The 19,063-nt window shown below is 68.5% G+C and carries 15 protein-coding genes; 7 read left to right on the top strand and 8 right to left on the bottom strand.

The genetic code is table 11. From position 1 onward, the window contains the following. The first annotated feature begins 11 nt into the window (after nucleotides 1–11). The gene (locus ABNK63_RS15795; RefSeq protein ID WP_350016159.1) at nucleotides 12–2,057 is read left to right on the top strand and encodes a transglycosylase SLT domain-containing protein; all 2,046 of its coding nucleotides are present in this window, start codon (nucleotides 12–14) and stop codon (nucleotides 2,055–2,057) included. Nucleotides 2,058–2,094: 37 nt separating this feature from the next. After that, on the top strand, nucleotides 2,095–3,033 hold the full coding sequence (locus tag ABNK63_RS15800) for a complex I NDUFA9 subunit family protein (RefSeq protein ID WP_350016160.1): 939 nt from the start codon (nucleotides 2,095–2,097) through the stop codon (nucleotides 3,031–3,033). A gap of 160 nt (nucleotides 3,034–3,193) precedes the next feature. Here the strand turns inward: ABNK63_RS15800 and ABNK63_RS15805 are convergent, their stop codons facing one another. Continuing rightward, nucleotides 3,194–4,789 (bottom strand): sulfotransferase, encoded by a 1,596-nt coding sequence (locus ABNK63_RS15805; RefSeq protein ID WP_350016161.1) that lies wholly within the window; start codon nucleotides 4,787–4,789, stop codon nucleotides 3,194–3,196. A gap of 170 nt (nucleotides 4,790–4,959) precedes the next feature. Here ABNK63_RS15805 and ABNK63_RS15810 point away from each other — a divergent pair, with 170 nt between their 5' ends. Together ABNK63_RS15810 and ABNK63_RS15815 are read left to right on the top strand one after the other, a co-directional pair. Beyond that, nucleotides 4,960–6,207: a multifunctional CCA addition/repair protein gene (locus ABNK63_RS15810; protein ID WP_350016162.1), complete on the top strand. Its 1,248-nt coding sequence runs from the start codon at nucleotides 4,960–4,962 to the stop codon at nucleotides 6,205–6,207. 64 nt (nucleotides 6,208–6,271) lie between these two features. After that, complete coding sequence (locus ABNK63_RS15815) at nucleotides 6,272–8,506, top strand: LTA synthase family protein (RefSeq protein ID WP_350016163.1); 2,235 nt, start codon at nucleotides 6,272–6,274, stop codon at nucleotides 8,504–8,506. On the opposite strand, the gene ABNK63_RS15820 is transcribed toward ABNK63_RS15815, so the two are convergent. The 3 genes from ABNK63_RS15820 to ABNK63_RS15830 form a co-directional block, all read right to left on the bottom strand. Then, nucleotides 8,483–8,905, bottom strand: a complete 423-nt coding sequence (locus ABNK63_RS15820; RefSeq protein ID WP_007806800.1) for a VanZ family protein — start codon at nucleotides 8,903–8,905, stop codon at nucleotides 8,483–8,485. The two genes, ABNK63_RS15815 and ABNK63_RS15820, sit on opposite strands and share 24 nt — an antisense overlap. Continuing rightward, nucleotides 8,902–10,095, bottom strand: a complete 1,194-nt coding sequence (locus tag ABNK63_RS15825; RefSeq protein WP_350016164.1) for an SAM-dependent methyltransferase — start codon at nucleotides 10,093–10,095, stop codon at nucleotides 8,902–8,904. Before ABNK63_RS15825 ends, ABNK63_RS15820 begins: the two co-directional genes overlap by 4 nt. A gap of 89 nt (nucleotides 10,096–10,184) precedes the next feature. Then, nucleotides 10,185–12,359: a TonB-dependent receptor gene (locus ABNK63_RS15830; protein ID WP_350016165.1), complete on the bottom strand. Its 2,175-nt coding sequence runs from the start codon at nucleotides 12,357–12,359 to the stop codon at nucleotides 10,185–10,187. A gap of 172 nt (nucleotides 12,360–12,531) precedes the next feature. On the opposite strand from ABNK63_RS15830, the gene ABNK63_RS15835 reads away from it, so the two are divergent. After that, nucleotides 12,532–13,359 carry a hypothetical protein gene (locus tag ABNK63_RS15835; protein WP_350016166.1) on the top strand — a complete coding sequence of 276 codons (828 nt, stop codon included), beginning with the start codon at nucleotides 12,532–12,534 and terminating at the stop codon, nucleotides 13,357–13,359. 54 nt (nucleotides 13,360–13,413) lie between these two features. Continuing rightward, on the top strand, nucleotides 13,414–14,190 hold the full coding sequence (locus tag ABNK63_RS15840) for a pteridine reductase (protein WP_350016167.1): 777 nt from the start codon (nucleotides 13,414–13,416) through the stop codon (nucleotides 14,188–14,190). Nucleotides 14,191–14,343: 153 nt separating this feature from the next. Here ABNK63_RS15840 and ABNK63_RS15845 read toward each other — a convergent pair whose 3' ends face one another. The 4 genes from ABNK63_RS15845 to folB all read right to left on the bottom strand — a co-directional run bounded on the left by ABNK63_RS15845 (nucleotide 14,344) and on the right by folB (nucleotide 17,576). Then, a complete protein-coding gene (locus ABNK63_RS15845) occupies nucleotides 14,344–15,204 on the bottom strand; it encodes a DUF6159 family protein (protein WP_007806809.1) in 861 nt (286 codons plus the stop codon). A gap of 103 nt (nucleotides 15,205–15,307) precedes the next feature. Continuing rightward, nucleotides 15,308–15,796: a 2-amino-4-hydroxy-6-hydroxymethyldihydropteridine diphosphokinase gene (gene folK / locus ABNK63_RS15850; RefSeq protein ID WP_007806811.1), complete on the bottom strand. Its 489-nt coding sequence runs from the start codon at nucleotides 15,794–15,796 to the stop codon at nucleotides 15,308–15,310. Between the two features lie 3 nt (nucleotides 15,797–15,799). Then, on the bottom strand, nucleotides 15,800–17,080 hold the full coding sequence (locus ABNK63_RS15855; RefSeq protein ID WP_350016168.1) for a mechanosensitive ion channel family protein: 1,281 nt from the start codon (nucleotides 17,078–17,080) through the stop codon (nucleotides 15,800–15,802). 136 nt (nucleotides 17,081–17,216) lie between these two features. Further along, a complete protein-coding gene (gene folB, locus ABNK63_RS15860; protein ID WP_007806814.1) occupies nucleotides 17,217–17,576 on the bottom strand; it encodes a dihydroneopterin aldolase in 360 nt (119 codons plus the stop codon). 91 nt (nucleotides 17,577–17,667) lie between these two features. On the opposite strand from folB, the gene dbpA reads away from it, so the two are divergent. Continuing rightward, nucleotides 17,668–19,047: an ATP-dependent RNA helicase DbpA gene (gene dbpA / locus ABNK63_RS15865; protein WP_350016169.1), complete on the top strand. Its 1,380-nt coding sequence runs from the start codon at nucleotides 17,668–17,670 to the stop codon at nucleotides 19,045–19,047. Nucleotides 19,048–19,063 lie beyond the last annotated feature (16 nt).

The raw sequence follows: 19,063 nt of genomic DNA on the forward strand, positions 1-19,063 counted from the left end.
CAGGAGTTGTCATGCTTTCTTTCGCTTCGTCGCGGCGCGTGCCGCTGGCCTGGCTGGCGCTGGCCGGCGCCTGGCTGCTCACCGGCTCGACCGCACTGGCCGCCACGCCCGATGCCGCGCAGCGCGTCGCCTTCAAGCAGGCGTACGCCGTCGCCCAGCAGGGCGGCGACGGCTGGCGCCAGCTTGCCGGCAACCTGCACGACTATCCCTTGTATCCCTACCTGGCTGCGGCGGCGCTGCAACACGACATCCAGCAGGTCGACCGCGCCACGGTGGAAGCCTATCTCGCGCAGTATCCGGACTGGATACCCGCGGCCGACCTGCGCCGCGCGTTCCTGCTGGAGCTGGCGCGCCGGCAGGACTGGAGCGGCTTTCTTGCGCTGTACCAGCCCGGCCTCGGCGACACGCTCAGCTGCGACGCGCTGCAGGCGAAACTCGCCGGCGGCGGCAAGCTGGATTTCCAGCGCGACCTGGCCGAACTGTGGACCCGCGCCAACCTGCCCGGCGCCTGCGATCCGGTGCTCGACGCCGCGCACGACCAGGGCCTGCTCACCGACGCACGGCTGTGGACACGGATCGATCGCGCGGCCGACGCCGGCCAGGCCGGCACCATCGCCAGCCTGGCCAGCTGGCTGCCTGCCAGCGAACAGCCCGCTGCGCAGCAACTGGCCACCGCGCTGCGTGATCCGGCTGCCGCAGTCGCTGACGCGACGAACTGGCCCGACGGCACGCGCCAGCGCCACGCCGTCACGCTGGCGCTGACCCGGCTGGCCCGACGCCAGAGCGACAGCGCCGACGCCGCGTGGCAGCAGCTGCAATCGCGCTTCACGCTGAGCGAGGCCCAGCGCAACCGCATCCTGCAGACCCTGGCGCTGTTCCGCGCCACCGACTTCGACGACGATGCCCTGGCCCGGCTGATCGCGCTGCCCGCCGCCGCGCAGACCGACAGCACCCGCGAATGGCGCGTGCGCGTGGCGCTGGCCCGGCAGGACTGGAGCGCGGCGCTGGCGGGCATCGACGCGATGCCTGCCAGCCAGCAGCAGGATGGCGAATGGCAATACTTCCGCGGCCGCGCGCTGGCCGCGCTGGGCCGCGCCGACGAAGCCCGGCGGCAGTTCGCCGAGCAGGCCGACCAGCCGACCTTCTTCGGCTTCATGTCGGCGGACCGGCTCGACCAGTCGTACGCGATCTGCCCGCTGACCCTGGCCGACGATCCGCAGCGCGAACAGCAGCTGCTGGCGATGCCGGGGCTGGTGCGCGCGTTCGAGCTGTACGCGGTGGACCTGCCGAAACTGGCCCGGCGCGAATGGACACGCGCCCTGCAGGGCAGCGACGTGGCCACGCAGAGGATCGCCGCCGACATGGCCAACCGCCGCGGCTGGTACGACCGCGCCGTATTCACCCTGAGCAGCGGCGATGCCCTGCGCCTGTATGACCTGCGCTTCCCGCTCGCCAGCCAGGACGGCCTGGTGCCGCAGGCCGAGCAGGCCGGCATCGAACCGGCCTGGGCCTACGGCATCCTGCGGGCGGAAAGCGCGTGGATGAGCGACGCGCATTCCGGCGCCGATGCGCGTGGCCTGATGCAGTTGCTGCCGGAGACCGCGGCGCGGGTGGCCAGTCGCAACGGACTGGACTGGGCCGGCGGCGACAGCCTGTACGACCCGGCCACCAACATCGCGCTGGGCACGCGCTACCTGGCGCAGATGGCGGCTCGCTTCAACGGCTCGCCGTGGCTGGCCAGCGCCGCCTACAACGCCGGCCCGAACAAGGTCGACCAGTGGCTGGCCGCCCGCGGTACCCTGCCCACCGACCTGTTCGTGGCCAGCATTCCGTACAAGGAAACCCGCGAATACGTGGCCCGCGTAATGGCCTTCAGCGTGATCTACGACTGGCGTCTGGACGGCCATTCGGTGGTGCCGCTGGCCACCCGCATGGATGCGATCGGCCAACCGTACAGCCTGCCCGGCAATGGCACGCCACGCCGCAAAGTAAGCTGCCCGGCGCCGACTACCACGCCGACAACGGCACCGGCCGGCGCCGCCAGCGTTTCTCGCTGACCGATCTCCACACCTGTTCAAGCAAGGAACGCCGCCCATGGCCGCACAGCAACTCGTCATCCTCGGCGGCACCGGTTTCGTCGGCCAGCAGCTGGTCCCGCGACTGGCTGCCGACGGCCATCGCATCGTGCTGCTCAGCCGTGATCGCGAGCGGCACCGCGCACTCGCCGTGCTGCCGGGCGTGAGCGTCCGCAACGCCGACATCTACGATGACGCCGTGCTGCGTCGCCAACTGGCAGGGGCCGATGCAGCCATCAACCTGGTCGGCATACTCAACCAGGGTGGTCGGCACAGCTTTCAGCGCACCCACGTCGAGCTGACCCGACGGCTGATCGCCGCCTGCCACGACAGCGGCGTCGGACGCCTGCACCAGATGAGTTCGCTGAAGGCCGGCCAGGGCCTGTCGCAATACCTGAAGACGCGCGGCGAAGCCGAGGCCCTGGTCAGGACGTCCGCGCTGGACTGGACGATCTACCAGCCCAGCGTGATCTTCGGCCGCGGTGACGGGCTGGTCAGCCGCTTCGCCGCGCTGCTGCGAAACATGCCGGCGCTGCCGCTGGCACGGGCGCAGTCGCGCCTGGCGCCGACCTGGGTCGGTGACGTGGCGGAGGCGATCGCCCGTTGCGTGAACCACGAGCGCCTGGGCCGGCAGTGCAGCTTCGAGCTGTATGGCCCCGACGTGCTCAGCCTGGGCGAGATCGTGCGCCGCATCCGCGATGCCGCGGGTCTGCACACGCCGATCATCGCCCTGCCCGACAGCCTCGGTCAGTTGCAGGCGCAGTTCGCCGAACTGTTGCCGGGAAAGCCGTTCTCGCTGGACAACTTCCGTTCGCTGCGCACCGATTCGGTGGGCAAGGTGGATGGCTACGCCATTCTCGGCATCACGCCCCAGCCGCTGGCACCATGGCTGCCGGTGTTGCTGGGCGAACCGGCGCGGCAACGCCGGCTGGCCGCGGCGCGTTCGCTGCGGCGCTGAGGGATGTTCGACTTCCCGGCTCGGCCAGGCATGGTCGACCGCGATGCGGTCACTGGCTGATTCGCGTGAGCGCTTTCGGACAGGTGCCGGACGCGCGATGGGAAGGAGAGCGCAGGACGTGGTTTTCTTCACAGGCCCTGAAAATCCGCCGCTCCCAGATTCACGCCAGGCCCAGCAACACCCGCAACCGATCCAGCTTGCCGCCGTAGCGTGGCGCCCGTGGTTCCTGCCAGCGCAATGGCTCGCGCAACCGCGCGGTGTCGCCGGCCGCGCCCTGGCGCCGGTTGGTACGGACGTCCAGGCAGGCCTGGTCCTCATCGAGTCCGAGGAAGTTCAGCAGGCGATGCAGCTGCAGCGGCGGATCGGCCAGCAGCGACTCGTGCTGATGCACGAACACGCGCCCGCGATACAGTTGCTGCCAGTGCGCGCAGAGTCCGTCGCAGTCGCGCCAGAAACTCGCCAGCTCGTCGAGGTCGTAGCTGAACTCGTGGTGGACTGCGAACAACTGCCGATAACAGCTCAGGCAGTTCTCCAGCGGATCGCGGCGGCAATCCACCAGGCGCGCGCCGGGCAACATGGCCATCGCCGCGCCCATCAGGTGCCAGTCCTGGTCGCTCTGGTCGATGAAACAGCGCTTGCCGTCCTGCGCGCGCACGGCACGCGCCAGATAGTCGCGGCCAAGCCGTGCCCAGTCCGCCGGCGTCGCCTCGATGGTCCATTGGGGAAATTCCCGCTGCCGCCGCCCCGATTCCTCCTCGATCACGGCGCGCAAATGCTGCGGCCGCTCGTTGGCGTCCACCTGGGCATGACCGGCAAGCACGCGCCGCAGCAGGCCGCCGCCCGAACGTGGCAGCCCCATGAGGAAGACCACCTGCTCGCCCAGCTGCGGATCCTCGACCTCGCCCGGCGGCCGGGCGAAGGCCGCGCGGATGCGCGCGATCCGCGCGGACACCACCGCCGCATTCCAGTTCACCAGCTTGCGCTTCTGCCCGTTGGCCTTGCGCAGCACGCGAAACGCGGCATGGTAGTCGCCCTGATCCTCCAGGCAGCGAACCAGCGCGAAGCCCAGCATCACGCGCGCCTGTGGCGACGTGCCGGGACGTTGCATCGCCTGCTGCAGGCGGGCCAGGTCATCCTTCGAAAACGGTTCGACCTGCAACCGGGCCAGGCCGAGCCACGCCTCGGCGTGATCCGGCTCATGCCGCAAGGCCTCGCGATAATTGGTGCATGCGGCGGCCACCGCACCCAGACTGGCCTGGGCCTCGGCCAGCAGGCTGCGCATCACCGGATCTTCGGGGGCCAGGTCCACCGCCCGATGCAGCGCCGTGATCGCACCGGCCGTGCGCCCCTGCTGCTGGAAGGCACGGCCCAGACTGAACCAGGCCGGGGGAAAGTCGGGAGCCAGTTCGCAGGCGCGGCGCAGGGAAGAAAACGCGGTGGCAAACTCGCCCGCGCTGTACAGCGACATGCCCAGGTTCATGTGCAGCAACGCGTTGTCCGGAGCCGTGACCAGCGCCCGGCGCAGGATCGCCACCGCCCCGGCATGGTCGCCACGGATATGCGCCACCAGCCCCTGCAGGCGCTGCGCCTCGACAAAATCCGGCGCCATCGCCAGCACGTCGGCCAGCGCCGCGCCGGCGGCGTCCAGCTCGCGACGCGCCATCGCCACCGTGGCCTCGTCGTAGCGCTGGCGCGCCGCCGCGGGCAGGCCGGCGGTGCGGCCGAGCAGCAGCGGATGAACCTGCATTGCCACCATCTTGCGTTTCCCGGATTACCCCATGCAGCCAGCTTAAGCGAGGGGGGCCGCATCTGGAAGCAATGATCCGGACGGGCCATCCGCTGCGTACCTTCGTTTCCGGCATTCGCGGAAGACTTCACGCCCCGACGATTCTCCGTCGCGACAGGAGCCCGTGGCATCATCCCCCCATGCACATCTACCTGGTCGGCGGCGCGGTCCGCGACAAACTGCTGAAGCGCCCCGTGGTCGATCATGACCGCGTGGTGGTGGGTGCGACGCCGGAGGCCTTGCTGGCGCTGGGCTACAAGCCGGTGGGCAAGGATTTCCCGGTGTTCCTGCATCCGCAGACGGGCGAGGAATATGCGCTGGCGCGGACCGAGCGCAAGAGCGGGCGCGGCTATCACGGCTTCGTGTTCCAGGCCGATGCCACGATCACGCTGGAACAGGACCTGGCGCGGCGCGACCTCACCATCAATGCGATCGCCGAGGACGAACACGGCGCGCTGACCGATCCGTTCGGCGGCGTGGCCGACATCGAGGCCCGGGTACTGCGCCACGTGTCCGAAGCCTTCGTCGAGGACCCGGTGCGGGTGCTGCGGGTGGCGCGGTTTGCTGCGCGTTTCGCGCCGCTGGGCTTCAGCGTGGCCGCGGAGACGATGACCCTGATGCAGCAGATGGTGCGCGACGGCGAGGTCGACCACCTGGTGCCCGAGCGGGTATGGGCGGAGACGCGCAAGGCGCTGGGCGAAGCCCGACCGTCGGCATTCCTGCGGGTGCTGCGCGAATGCGGCGCGCTGGCGGTGCTGTTCCCCGAAGTGGACGCGTTGTACGGCGTGCCGCAGCGCGCCGAGTTCCATCCGGAGATCGACACCGGCGTGCATGTGGAGATGGTGCTGGATGCCGCGGCGACGCTGGCACCCGGCAACGACGTGGTGGGCTTCTGCGCGCTGGGCCACGACCTGGGCAAGGCGCTGACCCCGGCCGCCGAGCTGCCGCGCCACGTCGGCCACGAGCATCGCGGCGTGGCGCCGTTGCGCGCGCTGGCTGCGCGACTGAAGGTACCGACCGAACACGCCGCGCTGGCCGAACTGGTCTGCCGCGAACACTTGAATGTGCACCGCGCGCTCGAGCTGAAGCCGGCCACCGTACTGAAGCTGCTGACCGCGACGGATGCGCTGCGCCGGCCGGCGCGGCTGGATCTCTTTCTCGCCGCCTGCACCGCCGACAAGCGTGGCCGCCTGGGTCACGGCGAGGACGCCTACCCGCAGGCCGATTACCTGCGCCAGGCGCGGGCAGTCGCCGCCGCCGTCGAATCGGCCTCGTTCATTGCACAAGGCATGACCGGTCCGGCGATCGGACAGGCAATGGAGAACGCACGCATCCACGCGATCGCCGGGCTGAGGGCGAACCCCTCGGGACACCGATCCGCGGTATAAAGGCGCGATGATTTTGCCGCCCGCAACGGGCGGCGGCGTCCCCCTGCCTGCTTCGGAGTTGCCCGTGCCGCGTGCCTTTACCCGCCCCTCTCCCGTTCCCCAGCGCTTCCGTCCGCTGTGGTGGCTGGCGATCAGCTACCTGGTGATCACCTTCGCCACCCGCGTGGTGCTGCTGGTGATGTCGGGTGCCGAGGTAACGCACTCCGCGTTCAATCTCGCCTATGCGTTCGGGGTCGGGCTGTTCTACGACGTGGTCACCTTCATCTACGTGGCGTGGCCGCTGGTGCTGTTCCTGTGGATCGTGCCGACCCGCTCGGGGCGGGTGGCGCCGCTGTTGCGCTGGCTGGCCTACGCCGTGGCGATGGCCCTGGCGTGCACGCTCTGCCTGGTCGCGCTGCACCTGCACTATCACGCCGGGCTGAAGGAAACCTGGCCGGTGCTGCTGCCGTTCCTGTTCGTGCTGCCGCTGGCCGCGTTCACCTATACCTCGCGCATCGGCCAGTGGGCGCTGTATGCGCTTGCGCTGCTGCTGATCTACGGCCTGCTGTTCGTCGGCGCTTCGGAACTGGTGTTCTGGAACGAGTTCAGCGTGCGCTTCAATTTCATCGCGGTGGACTATCTGGTCTACACCACCGAGGTGATCGGCAACATCCGCGAGTCGTACCCGATCGGCCTGTGGGTGAGCCTGCTGGCGGTGCTGGCATTGGTGGTGTTCGCGCTCGGTCGCCGCGCCTTGCGCGTGCGCGACGACGGCAGCCGCTTCTGGCAGCGGGGCAAGGTCGTGTTGCTGTGGCTGGTACTGACGGTGATCTCGGTGGCCACGGTCAATGGCAGCATGAAGGACCGCACCGGCAACAACTACGTCAACGAGCTGGCCGGCAACGGCATCTACCAGTTCTTCAACGCCTTCCGCAGCAGCCACCTCGACTACGCGAAGTTCTACCGCACCCTGCCCGACGACGACGCCTTCCGCCGCGTGCGCGAGATGCTGAAGACGCCGGATTCCAGCTATGTCAGCAGCGATCCGCACGACCTCACCCGGGCGATCCGCCACAGCGGCCCGGAGAAGCGCCTCAACGTGGTGCTGATCAGCGTGGAGAGCCTGTCCGGCGATTACCTGGGCACGTTCGGCAACCCGCAGAAGATCACCCCCTACCTCGACTCGCTGATCGACCACAGCCTGTTCTTCGACAACTTGTACGCCAATGGCACGCGCACGGTGCGCGGACTGGAAGCGCTGTCGCTGTCGGTGCCGCCGACGCCCGGCGATTCGCTGCTGAAGGCGCATGACAACGAAAACCTGTTCTCGCTGGCGGACATCTTCAACGACCGCGGCTACCAGTCCGACTTCGTCTACGGCGGTTACGGCGAGTTCGACAACATGAACCAGTTCTTCGGCAGCAACGGCTATCGCACGGTGGACCGGCGCGACATTCCGAAGGGCGCCACGATCCACGGCGAGAACGTGTGGGGCGTGGCCGACGAGGACCTGTACACGCTGGCGCTGGGCCAGATGGACCAGATCCACGCCGCGGGCAAGCCGTTCTTCCTGCACATCATGACCACCTCGAACCATCGCCCGTTCACCTTCCCGGCAGGCCGGGTGAAGCAGGCCAACGGCACGCGCGAAGGCGCGGTGGCGTACACCGACTGGTCGATCGGCGACTTCATCCGCCGGGCCCGCGAGAAGTCCTACTTCGACGACACCGTGTTCGTGATCACCGCCGACCACTGCGCCTCCAGCGCGGGCAAGACCAGCGTGCCGGTCAACCGCTACCACATTCCGCTGTGGATCTATTCGCCCAAGCACATCCAGCCGCAGCGGGTGGACCGGCTGATGGGCCAGGTGGACATTGCGCCGACCGTGCTGGGCCTGCTCAATTTCAGCTATCGCACGCGCTTCTTCGGCTACGACCTGTTCCAGCTGGAAGCCGGCCGCGAACGGGCCTTCCCGGCCACCTACGAAAAGCTCGGCTATCTGCACGACGACGTGCTCACCGTGCTGGAGCCGCAGCGCAAGCTGGAGCAGATGAAGCCGGACTACGCCACCGGCGACGCCACGCCGATCACGCCGCAGGACCCGCAACAGATTGCCGACGCGGTGGCCTATTACCAGGTGGCCAGCGAGCTGTTCAAACGCGGCCAACTGGTGCGCCGCCCTGCGGATTCGACGCCGGTGGAGCCGCTGCCCGTGCCCGCCAGCCCGCTGCCCGCATCCCCCGTCTCGGCGCCCGCACCCGCCAGTCCGGCGCCGGCGCCCGCCAGTTCGGCCGGGTCAGCGCCGGCGACGATGCACTGAGAACGCTTCAACCCTCGCCAGTACCCTGGCGAGCGGCGTGCGCAGCAAGCCCAGCGCGATGACCACGCCGATGCCGTCGGCCAGCACGTCGAAGGCATCGGCATCGCGGGGCGGGTCCAGCCACTGGGCGCATTCGATGAGGACGCCGAACGCCAGGCAGCCCAACGCCGCCCACATGCGCGGACCCCGGTCGCGATAGACATTGCCCCACCAGCCCATCAGGCAGGTGAAGGTGATCGCGTGCAGCAGCTTGTCGCCGTACGGGAAAACCAGCGTGATGCCCGGGTCGGGCGTCAGCGCCATCCACAGCGTCCAGCCCATGATCAGCCCGCCGAGCACCACCCAGGCGCGATGCCAGCGCAGCCGTCCAGACGGCTGGACGCGGACCGCTTCGATCAAAGCCGGCCACCCTGGTCGGCTGCCAGCAACTCGGCCGGCAGCGGCAACGCTTCGAGCCCACGCGCCAGCAGCATCGCCTGGAAGCGCTCGCCCATCTGGTCGGGCAACATCAGGCGCTTCACCTGCTGGGACAGCCGGTAGCGGGCGTGTTCGTCGGGCGCCTTTTGGTGGGCATCCTCGAACACCTGCTGCAGGCCCGCACCGATCAGGAACTGCGCCTGGGGCAGATACGCCGCCACGCCGAAACCGGCGCTGTTGCCAGCCTCGGCCAGCGCGGTGAAGTCGACCGAGGCGGTGAGGTCGTTCAGGCCCGGCAGGTACAGCGGGTCGTTGTGCGCATGGTGGCGGTAGTGCGCCATCAGGGTGCCGTCGTCGCGCTCGGGCAGGTAGAACTCGCGGCGCACATAGCCATAGTCGACGAAAAGCATCAGTCCGGCCACCAGCGAACCGGCCACCGCCTGCACCCAGTACGGCAGCTGCGGCAGGATTTCCGAGCGATAGCCGTCGGCGAATTCGGCGCCCAGGTCGCGCTCGACGTGGCGCACGGCGCCGGCCACCAGCGCATCGGCCGGTCGATCGGTGCGCTTCAGGCGACCTTCGCCGTCCAGCACCACATGTTCTTCGAACACTTCGCCATCGCGCATGCTGAAACGCGTGGCCGGCAGGGCATCGATCACCTCGTTGGCGAACAACACGCCGTGCCAGTCCTGCTCCGGCGGCCGATCCAGCCATTGCACGCGCGCGTTGAGTCCGGCCGGAAGATTCGCCAGCAGGCGCTCGCGCTGGCGCTCGCGCAGGTCGGCACTCGGCTCCAGGATCAGGTAGTTCCGCGGCAAGCTGCCGGCGGCCGCGAGCGCCTTCAGCGCGGACTCGGCGAACGCGCCGCTGCCGCCACCGAGTTCGAGGAAGTCCGCCTGCTCGCCCAGCATCGCCAGCACCGGCTGCACCGCGTTCACCACGCAGCCGGCGAACAGCTCGCCCAGTTCCGGCGCGGTGACGAAGTCGCCGGCCTCGCCGAACTTGGTGCGACCGGCGCTGTAGTAGCCCAGCCCCGGCGCGTACAGGCAACGCTCCATGTATTGCGCGAATGGCATCGGCCCGTGCGAGGCGATCTGCTCGCGCAGCAGTTGCAGCAGGTGATCGGAGTGGGCGCGCTCGTCGGCGCCCGGTTCGGGTAAACGGGTTTGCATGGATGCGGCCCTGAAATTCAGCGCCGCAAGGATAGCGGATGAAGCCGCCGATCCCGCGTGACGGATGCCGTCGCCACGCGGGCCGGGGCTCAGAAATCCTTCTGCAGGCTCAGGTACACGCCGCGACGCGGGCCGAATTGCGGGGCGCCCACGCCGATGCCGCTGCCATCGCGCAACTCGTAGGTGCGGTCGAGCGCATTGATCACCGCCAGTTGCGCGTGCAGCTTGCCGAAACCGTCGAAGGCGAAGTCGTGCGCGACGTTGAGGTTCAGCTGGAAGTACGCGGGCAGCGAGGCGCCGTTCGGCACGTCGCCGTCCTTGCGCAGGCCGCTGCCGAAGAGATAGTCGGCGCCGACGCGGGTGCTGTCGTTCAGCGCGAGGTTGACGCCACCGGACGAGGTGAGCCTCTGGTCGTGGTCGAGGAAGATCCAGTGGTTGTTGACGTAAGCCAGGTCGTCGGGATCGAAGTTGTACTGGCTGGTGATGATGCGCCGGCCGATCGCCTTGCCCAGCGAGGCGTTGAAGTACGCCGACAGCGGGCCCTGCTCGTAATTGGCGGTGAACTCCACGCCCTTCACCCGGCCCGCCGCGTAGTTGAAGGTGGAATAGACCAGGGCGGAACCGAACTGGCCTTCGTCCTGCAGGCGCTGCACCTTGCGGTAGTAGGCGTCCACGCCCACGGTCCAGGCCGAGCCGAGGTTCTGCGAGATGCCTGCGTCGAAATAGTCCGAGCGTTCGGCCAGCGGCGTGTTGTTGCCGGTGTCCGCCACGGCGTTGGTGGTGCCGTCGAATTTCGCGATGTTGCTGCTGGCGATCATCTCGGTCGCTGGCGGCGTGAAATAGCGCGAATAGCCGGCATGCACCACGGTGCTGCCGGTGGCCTGCCAGACCAGGCCGGCGCGGGGGCTCAGCTGGCTCTCGCTGCGCACCAGCTGATAGCGGTCGCCACGCAGGCCGTAGTTCAGCGTCCAGTTGGCGCCGAGGCTCCATTCGTCCTGCACGTAGGCCGACCAGGTCCTTGCGGTGAGGCGGCTGGCGTCGAGGATGTTGACCGGCGTGGTGCTGGCCTGGTGGCCGTCGGCGTCGACCGGAAACGCCCACGCATTGTTGCCGCTGGCCGCACGCTCGAAGCTGCCGTAGACGCCGTAGCGCAAGGTGTGGCGATCGCCCATCGGCGTGGCGAAGTCCGCTTGCAGCGTGCTGGCCCGGTTGCTGCGGGTGACGGCTGAGGCGACGCCGTTGAACATCAGTTCGCCGATCCGGTCCGGCGCATAGGCGAGGCCGCTGTAACGCTGGCCCAGCGACACCTGATAGCCGGTGGCGCCCAGCTTGCCCTGCAACGCAAGCACGCCGAAGCGGGTGTTCTCGCGCTGACGCTCGTCGAGATCGGCGGAATTGAAATCCACCGTATCCAGATAGCCGAATGCCGGCTGTTGACCCGGATTGTTCGGAATCTGGAAGCGGTTGTTGGCCACACCGAACAGGAAGCTCAGGCGGGTATCGTTGTCGATCAGGTAGCTGATGTCGCCGAAACCCTTCGCTTGATTGGTGTGGTCGTGGATCGGCTTGCGGCTCGCCGTGGGATTCTCGATGCCGGCATCGTTCTCCATGTAATTGCCGGTGAAGAACCAGCTCCAGCGATCGTGGCTGCCCCATACCGACGCGTTCGGGTTCAGCGTGGCGTTGCTGCCGCCGGTGATGCCCACGCTGCCGCCATTGCCGAGGTCGTGGCCGCTCCTCGTGGTGATGTCGACCACCGCCGCCGTGCGCAGGCCGTACTGGGCCGGCAACGCACCATCGAGCAGCTTCACGGTGTGGATCGTGCGCGCGTCGAGACTCTGGCCGAAACCGCCGATCGACTCGGGAATGATCACGCCGTTGATGCGGTACTGCAGGTTCGCGTGGTCGCCGCGGACGTGCAGGCCGCCGTAGGAATCCTGCACCACGCCCGGCGCCTGCAGCAGCACCTGGTTGATCGGCGTCGATGCACCCAGCGGCAGCTGCGCGATCGCCTGGTGATCGATCACGTACTGGCTGCTGCCGGTATCGGGCGACAGTGCGTTGCGTGCCTGGTCGAGCGCGCCCGACACCGAGATCGCATCCAGATCCTGCACCTGCGGTTGCCGGTTGCGACTGCCGCTGTCGGCCGGATCGTCGCCATGCGCCGCCGCGGTGGCAGCCGCGGGGTCGGCAACGGTAGCGTGGACGGCGAGCGGCATGGCCAGTGCGACGGCAAGCGCCAGGGCGAGCGGGGAGTGTGTCATCGGGAGTTCCGGCGGGGACGAGGAAATTGTTGTGATGTTATAACATAACTTTCATGACTTCCGGCCGCCCGTGCCGGAAGTCACGCGTCGCGTTGAACCCCGCTTCACGCGCACTCCCTAGACTGCGAAGGACGCAGCTGCACGCATTCGCCCCATCCGCCCGGAGTCGCCCATGAGCAAGTCACCCAGCCAGCAGGTTCCCGCGGTCATCGCGCCCGGCGAGCCGGGCAGGATCACCGCGGCGATCCTCGATTTCGTCAGCGTAGTGCCGGACAGCCGGATCGACAGCAGCAGGGACCCGGCGAACAAGGCGCGCAGGCTGGCCAGCCGCGCCGCCCAGCGCGCCGCGCTGACCGCGGGCTCGCTGGCCTTGCCGCCGGGCCCGCTGGGCTGGCTGACCTTGCTGCCGGAGCTGATCGCGATCTGGAAAATCCAGGGCCAGATGGTCAGCGACATCGCCGCTGCCTATGGCCGCCACGCGAGTCTGGGGCGCGAGCAAATGATGTGGTGCCTGTTTCGCCACACCGCGGCACAGGCCTTCCGCGACCTGGTGGTGCGCATGGGCGACCGGCTGATCTTCCGCCGCATGTCGTGGGGCGTGGCCCAGCGCGTGGCGAAGCAGATCGGCGTGAAGTTCACCCAGCGCACGCTGAGCAAGGGCGTGTCGCGCTGGCTGCCAGTGGTCGGCGCGCTGGGCGTCGGTGCCTATGCGTATTACGACACCGGACAAGTGGCCGCCACCGCGATCGAGATGTTCGAGAGCGAGGTGACGATCGAGGAAGCAGCCGACGCGGACGCCGCGGCCACCGGCAAACCAAGGCCGGCGCCGAAGCCGAAGCCGAAGCCGAAGCCGAAGCCGGCAGCGAAAGCGGCGCGGCGGGTAGCCGGCAAGCTGGTCGACAAGGCGGTCGCCACGGCCGCCCGCAAGGTCGCCGGCGCCGCGCAAAAAGCTGCCGGCAAGACGCGCCCGAAGAAACTCGACCCACCGCAGCGCGGGTGACGCTGACGCGGCTTTGCGGCAAGCTGCAGGCTGCACAGTTGCCGGAGCCGCCGCATGCCACCTTCCGATGATCGACCCGGTGCAGATCGACCCGGCGCGGCTCGACCCGTCGCGCTGATCACCGGCGCCGGCCGCCGGGTCGGCGCGGTGATCGCGCGGATGCTGCATGCAGCGGGCTACGACGTGGCGCTGCACTACCGGCATTCGGCCACCGACGCACGCGCGCTGGCCGACGAGCTCGAAGCGCAACGCGGCGCCAGCACCCTGCTGCTTCAGGCCGAACTCGCCGAGCTGTCGGCGTTGCCCGGCATGATCGATCGGTTACTCGCGCGCTATGGCCGGCTCGATGCGCTGGTCAACAACGCGTCGGCCTTTTTCCCCACGCCCGTGGACACGGCCACCGCCGAACAGTGGAGCGCGCTGTTCGCCTCCAACGCGCAGGCGCCGTTCTTCCTCAGCCAGGCCGCCATCCCCGCGCTGCGCGCGTCGCGCGGCGCCATCGTCAACATGGTCGACATCTATGCCGAGCGCCCGCTGGCCGGGCATCCGTTGTACTGCATGGCCAAGGCCGCGCTGGCCGCGATGACCCGCTCACTGGCGCTGGATCTGGGCCCCGACATCCGGGTCAACGGCATCGCCCCAGGCGCCGTGCTGTGGCCGGGCGACGGCAAGGCCTACGACGACCAGCAGGCGATGCTGGCACGCACGCCGCTCAAGCGCGCCGGCGCGCCGGACGACGTGGCCAGTGCGGTGCTGTGGCTGCTGCGCGATGCGCCGTTCGTGACGGGGCAGATCATCCGGGTGGATGGGGGAAGGACGTTGGCGGTGTGAGGTTGGGGGCGTCGCTTCGATGGGCGACGCGGCGGCGTGGACCCCACCCCTGCCCTCCCCTGCACGCAGGGGAGGGTATCCCGGTTGCTTCGAGCTTCTGCTTTGCTCCCTCCCCTGCGTGCAGGGGAGGGTCGGGGTGGGGTCGCTCTTGCGCTATTTCTTCTTCGGCGCGAACGCCTGCTGCAACAGGGCCTGGTCGAAGCCCACGCTGGCCTCGCCAGCTTCGGCGTAGCGATACAGCGCCGCCGAATAAATGCCTTGCAGCGAAGACTGGATCAGTGCCAGCAGGACGAAACCCACCACCACGATCACCGCCGCCAGCACGATCGCGACGACCGACTGCATCGCCACCGCGCCACCGATCAGCACGGCACTGACCAGCACCGCCAGGAACATCAGCAGTCCGAACACGACGCCGATGCCGCCGTTGCCGATGAGGTTTTCGCCCCAGCTGCGCTTGAGCAGTTCGACGCTTTCCTTCACCGCGTCGACCGGACCGACGTCCTTGCTGGCCAGCACCGGCACCACCAGGAAGGTGGCCACGGTCCATGCCAGTCCGATGAAGCCGATCACCAGCCGACCGATCAGGCCCAGCCGCTCCTGGATCATCCGCAGCAGCAGGCCCACCGTGGCGGCGATCAGCGCATAGCCGAAGATCTGCGGCAGCTTCGAGCGCGCCAGCGCCAGGCCCGCGCCCACGCTGGTCGGTTCGCCGCGCAGATGCATCAGCGCCACGCCGGTCAGGGCGGTCTGGAAGAAGATGATCACGAAATACTGCACCAGGTAGAACGCGAACATCAGCAGGTAGCTGCCCACCGACATGCGCTGATGGAAGTCCTCGCCCGCGTGCGCGCCGCCGATCACCATCATGCCCACCGGCACCAGGAAACTGGCCGCCACCAGCAGGGTGCACAGGCCCGACAGCAGCGGAAACACCAGCAACGACTTGTCCGAGCGCAACACCGCGGCGCTCGCCTTCATCAACGCCCAGCTGCGGGCAAATTTTCCGGCCATGTTCCTGCTCCCCTCGATCGTGGACACGCATTCAGACAGACGGGCCCGGGCCCGTGAGGTGCCTTTCTAGCATCCGCGCGGCGAACACGACAGTGCGTCGCGTTCAGTCGGCCAGCGAGTCGGCCTGCAACGGTTCGTTCCCCGCGGGAAAGGCCGCCCACAACTCGGCCATGCTCCGCCCGCTGACCGGATGGCGGAAGCCCGGTGCGATATCGGCGATCGGCCGCAACACGAACGCATGCTGCAGCTCGTTGCGGGGAATCTGCAGATGGCCAGGACCGTCCAGCACCAGGTCGTCGTAGAACACGATGTCGACATCCAGCGTGCGATCGGAGTAGCGCGGCACGTCGCGGCGGCGGCCGTGGCGATCCTCCAGCGCGTGCAGCCAGTCGTTCAACGCCTCGGGTACCAGTTCGGTATCCAGTCCTGCGGCCAGGTTCACGAAGGCGGCGCCATCGAAGCCCACCGGGGCGCTGCGATACGCCGGCGACACCACCAGCTCGCCGAAGTGCTCGCGCAATTCCGTCAGCGCCGCACGAAGATGGCGGTGCGGTTCGAGGTTGGAACCCAGGCTCAGATAGACACGCGCCACCGCTCACGCCTCGTCAAGTTGGATCGCCCGCCGATCGACCGTCGATTTTGCCGGGGTTTCGCCGCGCAGCGCCAGCGCCGAACGCACGTCCTGGCCGGAAGGCTGCTGGTAGAGCGCCAGCCCGAACTCCGGCAGCAGGGCAAACAGGTGGTCGAAGATGTCTGCCTGGATGCCTTCGTACTCGGCCCAATCCACCGTGTCGGTAAAGCAGTACAGCTCCAGCGGGATGCCCTGCGGGCCGCTGGCCAGCTGGCGAACCATGCAGCTCAGCTGGTGGTGGATCTGCGGATGGCTGTCCAGATAGGCCTGCACGTAGGCGCGGAACGTGCCCAGGTTGGTCAGCCGCCGCCGATTCGCCGCAACGCCGGCCGCATCGCCCAGCGCCTCGTTCCACTGCTCCACGTCGCGCTCCCTCGACGGCAGGTACTCGGCCAACAGCTGCAGGCGCGACAGTCGGCGGATTTCCCGCTGATCAAGGAAACGCACGCTGGCGGCATCCAGATGCAGCGCGCGCTTGATCCGCCGCCCGCCGACTTCCTGCATGCCGCGCCAGTTCTTGTACGAATCGGAGATCAGCCGCCAACTGGGGATGGTGGTGATCGTCTTGTCCCAGTTGCGCACCTTGACCGTATGCAGCGCGATATCGATCACGTCGCCATCGGCGTTCAACTGCGGCATCTCGATCCAGTCGCCCACACGCAGCATGTCGTTCGAGGACAGCTGCACGCCGGCCACGAACCCGAGGATGGTGTCCTTGAAAACCAGCATCAGCACGGCCGACATCGCGCCCACGCCCGAAAGCAGCAAGCCGACCTGCTTGCCGGTGACGGCGGCGATGATGACCAGTGCGGCAACGATGAACAGGCCGATCTTGACCAGTTGCAGCAAGCCCTTGATCGGGCGCTGCTGGCCCCGCGGGGTGCGCTGGTACATGGCCTCGCTGGCCGACAGCACGGCGCTGACCGCCATCACCACGCAGAGCACCACCAGCGCCGTCATCGCCCTCCCCAGCAGCGCTTCGATCCGCTCCGGCACGCCGGGCACCAGCACGATGCCGTACTGGACGATCAGCGCCGGCAGCGCGCGCGCCAGCCAGCGGAACGTGCCGTAACCGAGCAGGGCGTCGTCCCAGCCGGTGGCGGTGCGCCGCGCGATACCGCCGACCAGCCGGCGCAGCAGACGATGCATCAGCTGGCCGGCCAGCCAGGCCAGCGCGAGCAGGGCGAGCATGCCCAGCGTGGTTTGTATCCAGGGAAGATCCAGCAGATCCTGCAGTCGTTGCATCGGAGCGTCCTGTCGGCTCGTGGGTCGCACGCGGCAGAAAACACGCGCGGATCGGGGCGGCATGGCGCGCGGAACACCGCGTCAACCGGGAAACATGGGGTCTGCGCGGCGACGAAACAACCGCTGGCGCCGTGCGCTACTGTGGCCGCATGCCACGCTCGATGCGCACGCCCACCGACTTCGCGCCGCGCACGGCGCCGGGCTTGGACAACTTCAGCCGCACCCAGCTCACCCCGAATTCCTCGCGGATGATCGCCGCGCAGCGCTCGGCCAGGGTCTCGACCAGGCCGAAACTCGACGCGCCCACGTAGTCGATCAGTCGCTTCGACACGTCCTTGTAGTTCAGCGTCAGCGCGATGTCGTCGCTGGCCGCCGGCAGCGTGTTGTCGAACGCCATCTCGATATCGAACGCCAGTGTCTGCCGCACGCGGCGCTCCCAGTCGTAGATGCCGATGACGGCATCGATGCGCAGGTCTTCGATGAAAACGATATCCATGACGGTATTCATTGGGGCGACAGCCGTAGAGGGTCGACGAGACGGCGTCGGGATGCAAGTCGCGAGCAGGCACCCGTGCGATCATGGACGCATGACCGCCTTCAGCACGCTCCCGCTCAAACCCGCCCTGCTCGCCAGCGTGGAAACCCTCGGCTATGCCGAAATGACCCCGGTGCAGGCACAGAGCCTGCCGCCGATGCTGGAGGGCCGCGACGTGATCGCGCAGGCGCAGACCGGCAGCGGCAAGACCGCGGCGTTCGGCTTGAGCCTGCTGCAGGCGATCGATGTGGACACGATCCGGCTGCAGGCGCTGGTGCTGTGCCCCACCCGCGAACTGGCCGACCAGGTCAGCAAGGCGATCCGCAAGCTGGCCGCGAACATCCCCAACGTCAAGCTGCTGACCCTGTGCGGCGGCATGCCGCTGGGCCCGCAGCTGGCTTCGCTCACGCACGACCCGCACATCGTGGTCGGCACGCCCGGCCGCGTGCAGGAGCACCTGAAGCGGCAGAGCCTGCACGGCGGCGGGATCAGGGTGCTGGTGCTGGACGAGGCCGACCGCATGCTCGACATGGGCTTCTCCGAAGCGATCGACGACATCATCGGACGCATCGCGAAACATCATCAGACCCTGCTGTTTTCGGCCACCTATCCGGACGAGATCCGCGCGGTGAGCCAGCGCGTGCAGCAGCATCCGGTCGAGGTCACGGTGGATGCGCCGGCCGACGAGAGGCCGGCGATCGAGCAGCGTTTCCACGAAGTGGAGCCGGCGCAGAAACTGGACGCGCTGGCGCAACTTCTGGGCGGCGAGCGCAGCGAGCAGGCGCTGGTGTTCTGCAACATGCGCCGCGACGTGGATGCGGTGGCGCAGGAGCTCGACCGCCGCGGTTTCTCCGCGCTGGCCCTGCACGGCGACATGGAGCAGCGCGACCGCGACGAGGTGCTGGTGCGTTTCGCCAACCACAGCTGCGCGGTGCTGGTGGCCACCGACGTGGCGGCGCGCGGGCTGGACATCGTGGCGCTGCCGCTGGTGGTCAGCTACGACATCGCCCACGACCCGGAAACCCACACCCACCGCATCGGCCGCACCGGTCGCGCCGGCCAGGTCGGCCTGGCGATTACCTTGTGCACGCCGCGCGAGCGACCGAAGGCGGGGAACATCGAGGAACTGGCCGGCGTGCCGCTGCCATGGCGGCCGCTGAAGATCGCGCCGCCGCGCGGCAAGACCCTGCACCTGGCGCCGATGAAGACCCTGGTGATCGACGCCGGTCGCCAGGACAAGCTGCGCCCGGGCGACATCCTGGGCGCGCTCACCGGCGACGCCGGGCTGGACGCGAAGGACATCGGCAAGATCGACGTGTTCGCCACCCGCGCCTACGTGGCGATCACCCGCGCCCTGGCCAACAAGGCGCTGGAACGGTTGCGCGCAGGCAGGATCAAGGGACGCAATTTCCGCGTGCGGCCGTTAGGCTGAGCGCAACCACCTCGCC

The organism is Rhodanobacter sp. IGA1.0 (assembly GCF_040208325.1).
Classification (GTDB): Bacteria; Pseudomonadota; Gammaproteobacteria; order Xanthomonadales; family Rhodanobacteraceae; genus Rhodanobacter; species Rhodanobacter spathiphylli.

Bases quoted from the DNA above. Each gene is read 5' to 3' on its own strand.
- ABNK63_RS15795 (WP_350016159.1), top strand. From the start codon at position 12: ATGCTTTCTTTCGCTTCGTCGCGGCGCGTGCCGCTGGCCTGGCTGGCG.
- ABNK63_RS15800 (WP_350016160.1), top strand. From the start codon at position 2,095: ATGGCCGCACAGCAACTCGTCATCCTCGGCGGCACCGGTTTCGTCGGC.
- ABNK63_RS15805 (WP_350016161.1), bottom strand. From the start codon at position 4,789: ATGGTGGCAATGCAGGTTCATCCGCTGCTGCTCGGCCGCACCGCCGGC.
- ABNK63_RS15810 (WP_350016162.1), top strand. From the start codon at position 4,960: ATGCACATCTACCTGGTCGGCGGCGCGGTCCGCGACAAACTGCTGAAG.
- ABNK63_RS15825 (WP_350016164.1), bottom strand. From the start codon at position 10,095: ATGCAAACCCGTTTACCCGAACCGGGCGCCGACGAGCGCGCCCACTCC.
- ABNK63_RS15830 (WP_350016165.1), bottom strand. From the start codon at position 12,359: ATGACACACTCCCCGCTCGCCCTGGCGCTTGCCGTCGCACTGGCCATG.
- ABNK63_RS15835 (WP_350016166.1), top strand. From the start codon at position 12,532: ATGAGCAAGTCACCCAGCCAGCAGGTTCCCGCGGTCATCGCGCCCGGC.
- ABNK63_RS15840 (WP_350016167.1), top strand. From the start codon at position 13,414: ATGCCACCTTCCGATGATCGACCCGGTGCAGATCGACCCGGCGCGGCT.
- ABNK63_RS15845 (WP_007806809.1), bottom strand. From the start codon at position 15,204: ATGGCCGGAAAATTTGCCCGCAGCTGGGCGTTGATGAAGGCGAGCGCC.
- ABNK63_RS15855 (WP_350016168.1), bottom strand. From the start codon at position 17,080: ATGCAACGACTGCAGGATCTGCTGGATCTTCCCTGGATACAAACCACG.
- folB (WP_007806814.1), bottom strand. From the start codon at position 17,576: ATGGATATCGTTTTCATCGAAGACCTGCGCATCGATGCCGTCATCGGC.
- dbpA (WP_350016169.1), top strand. From the start codon at position 17,668: ATGACCGCCTTCAGCACGCTCCCGCTCAAACCCGCCCTGCTCGCCAGC.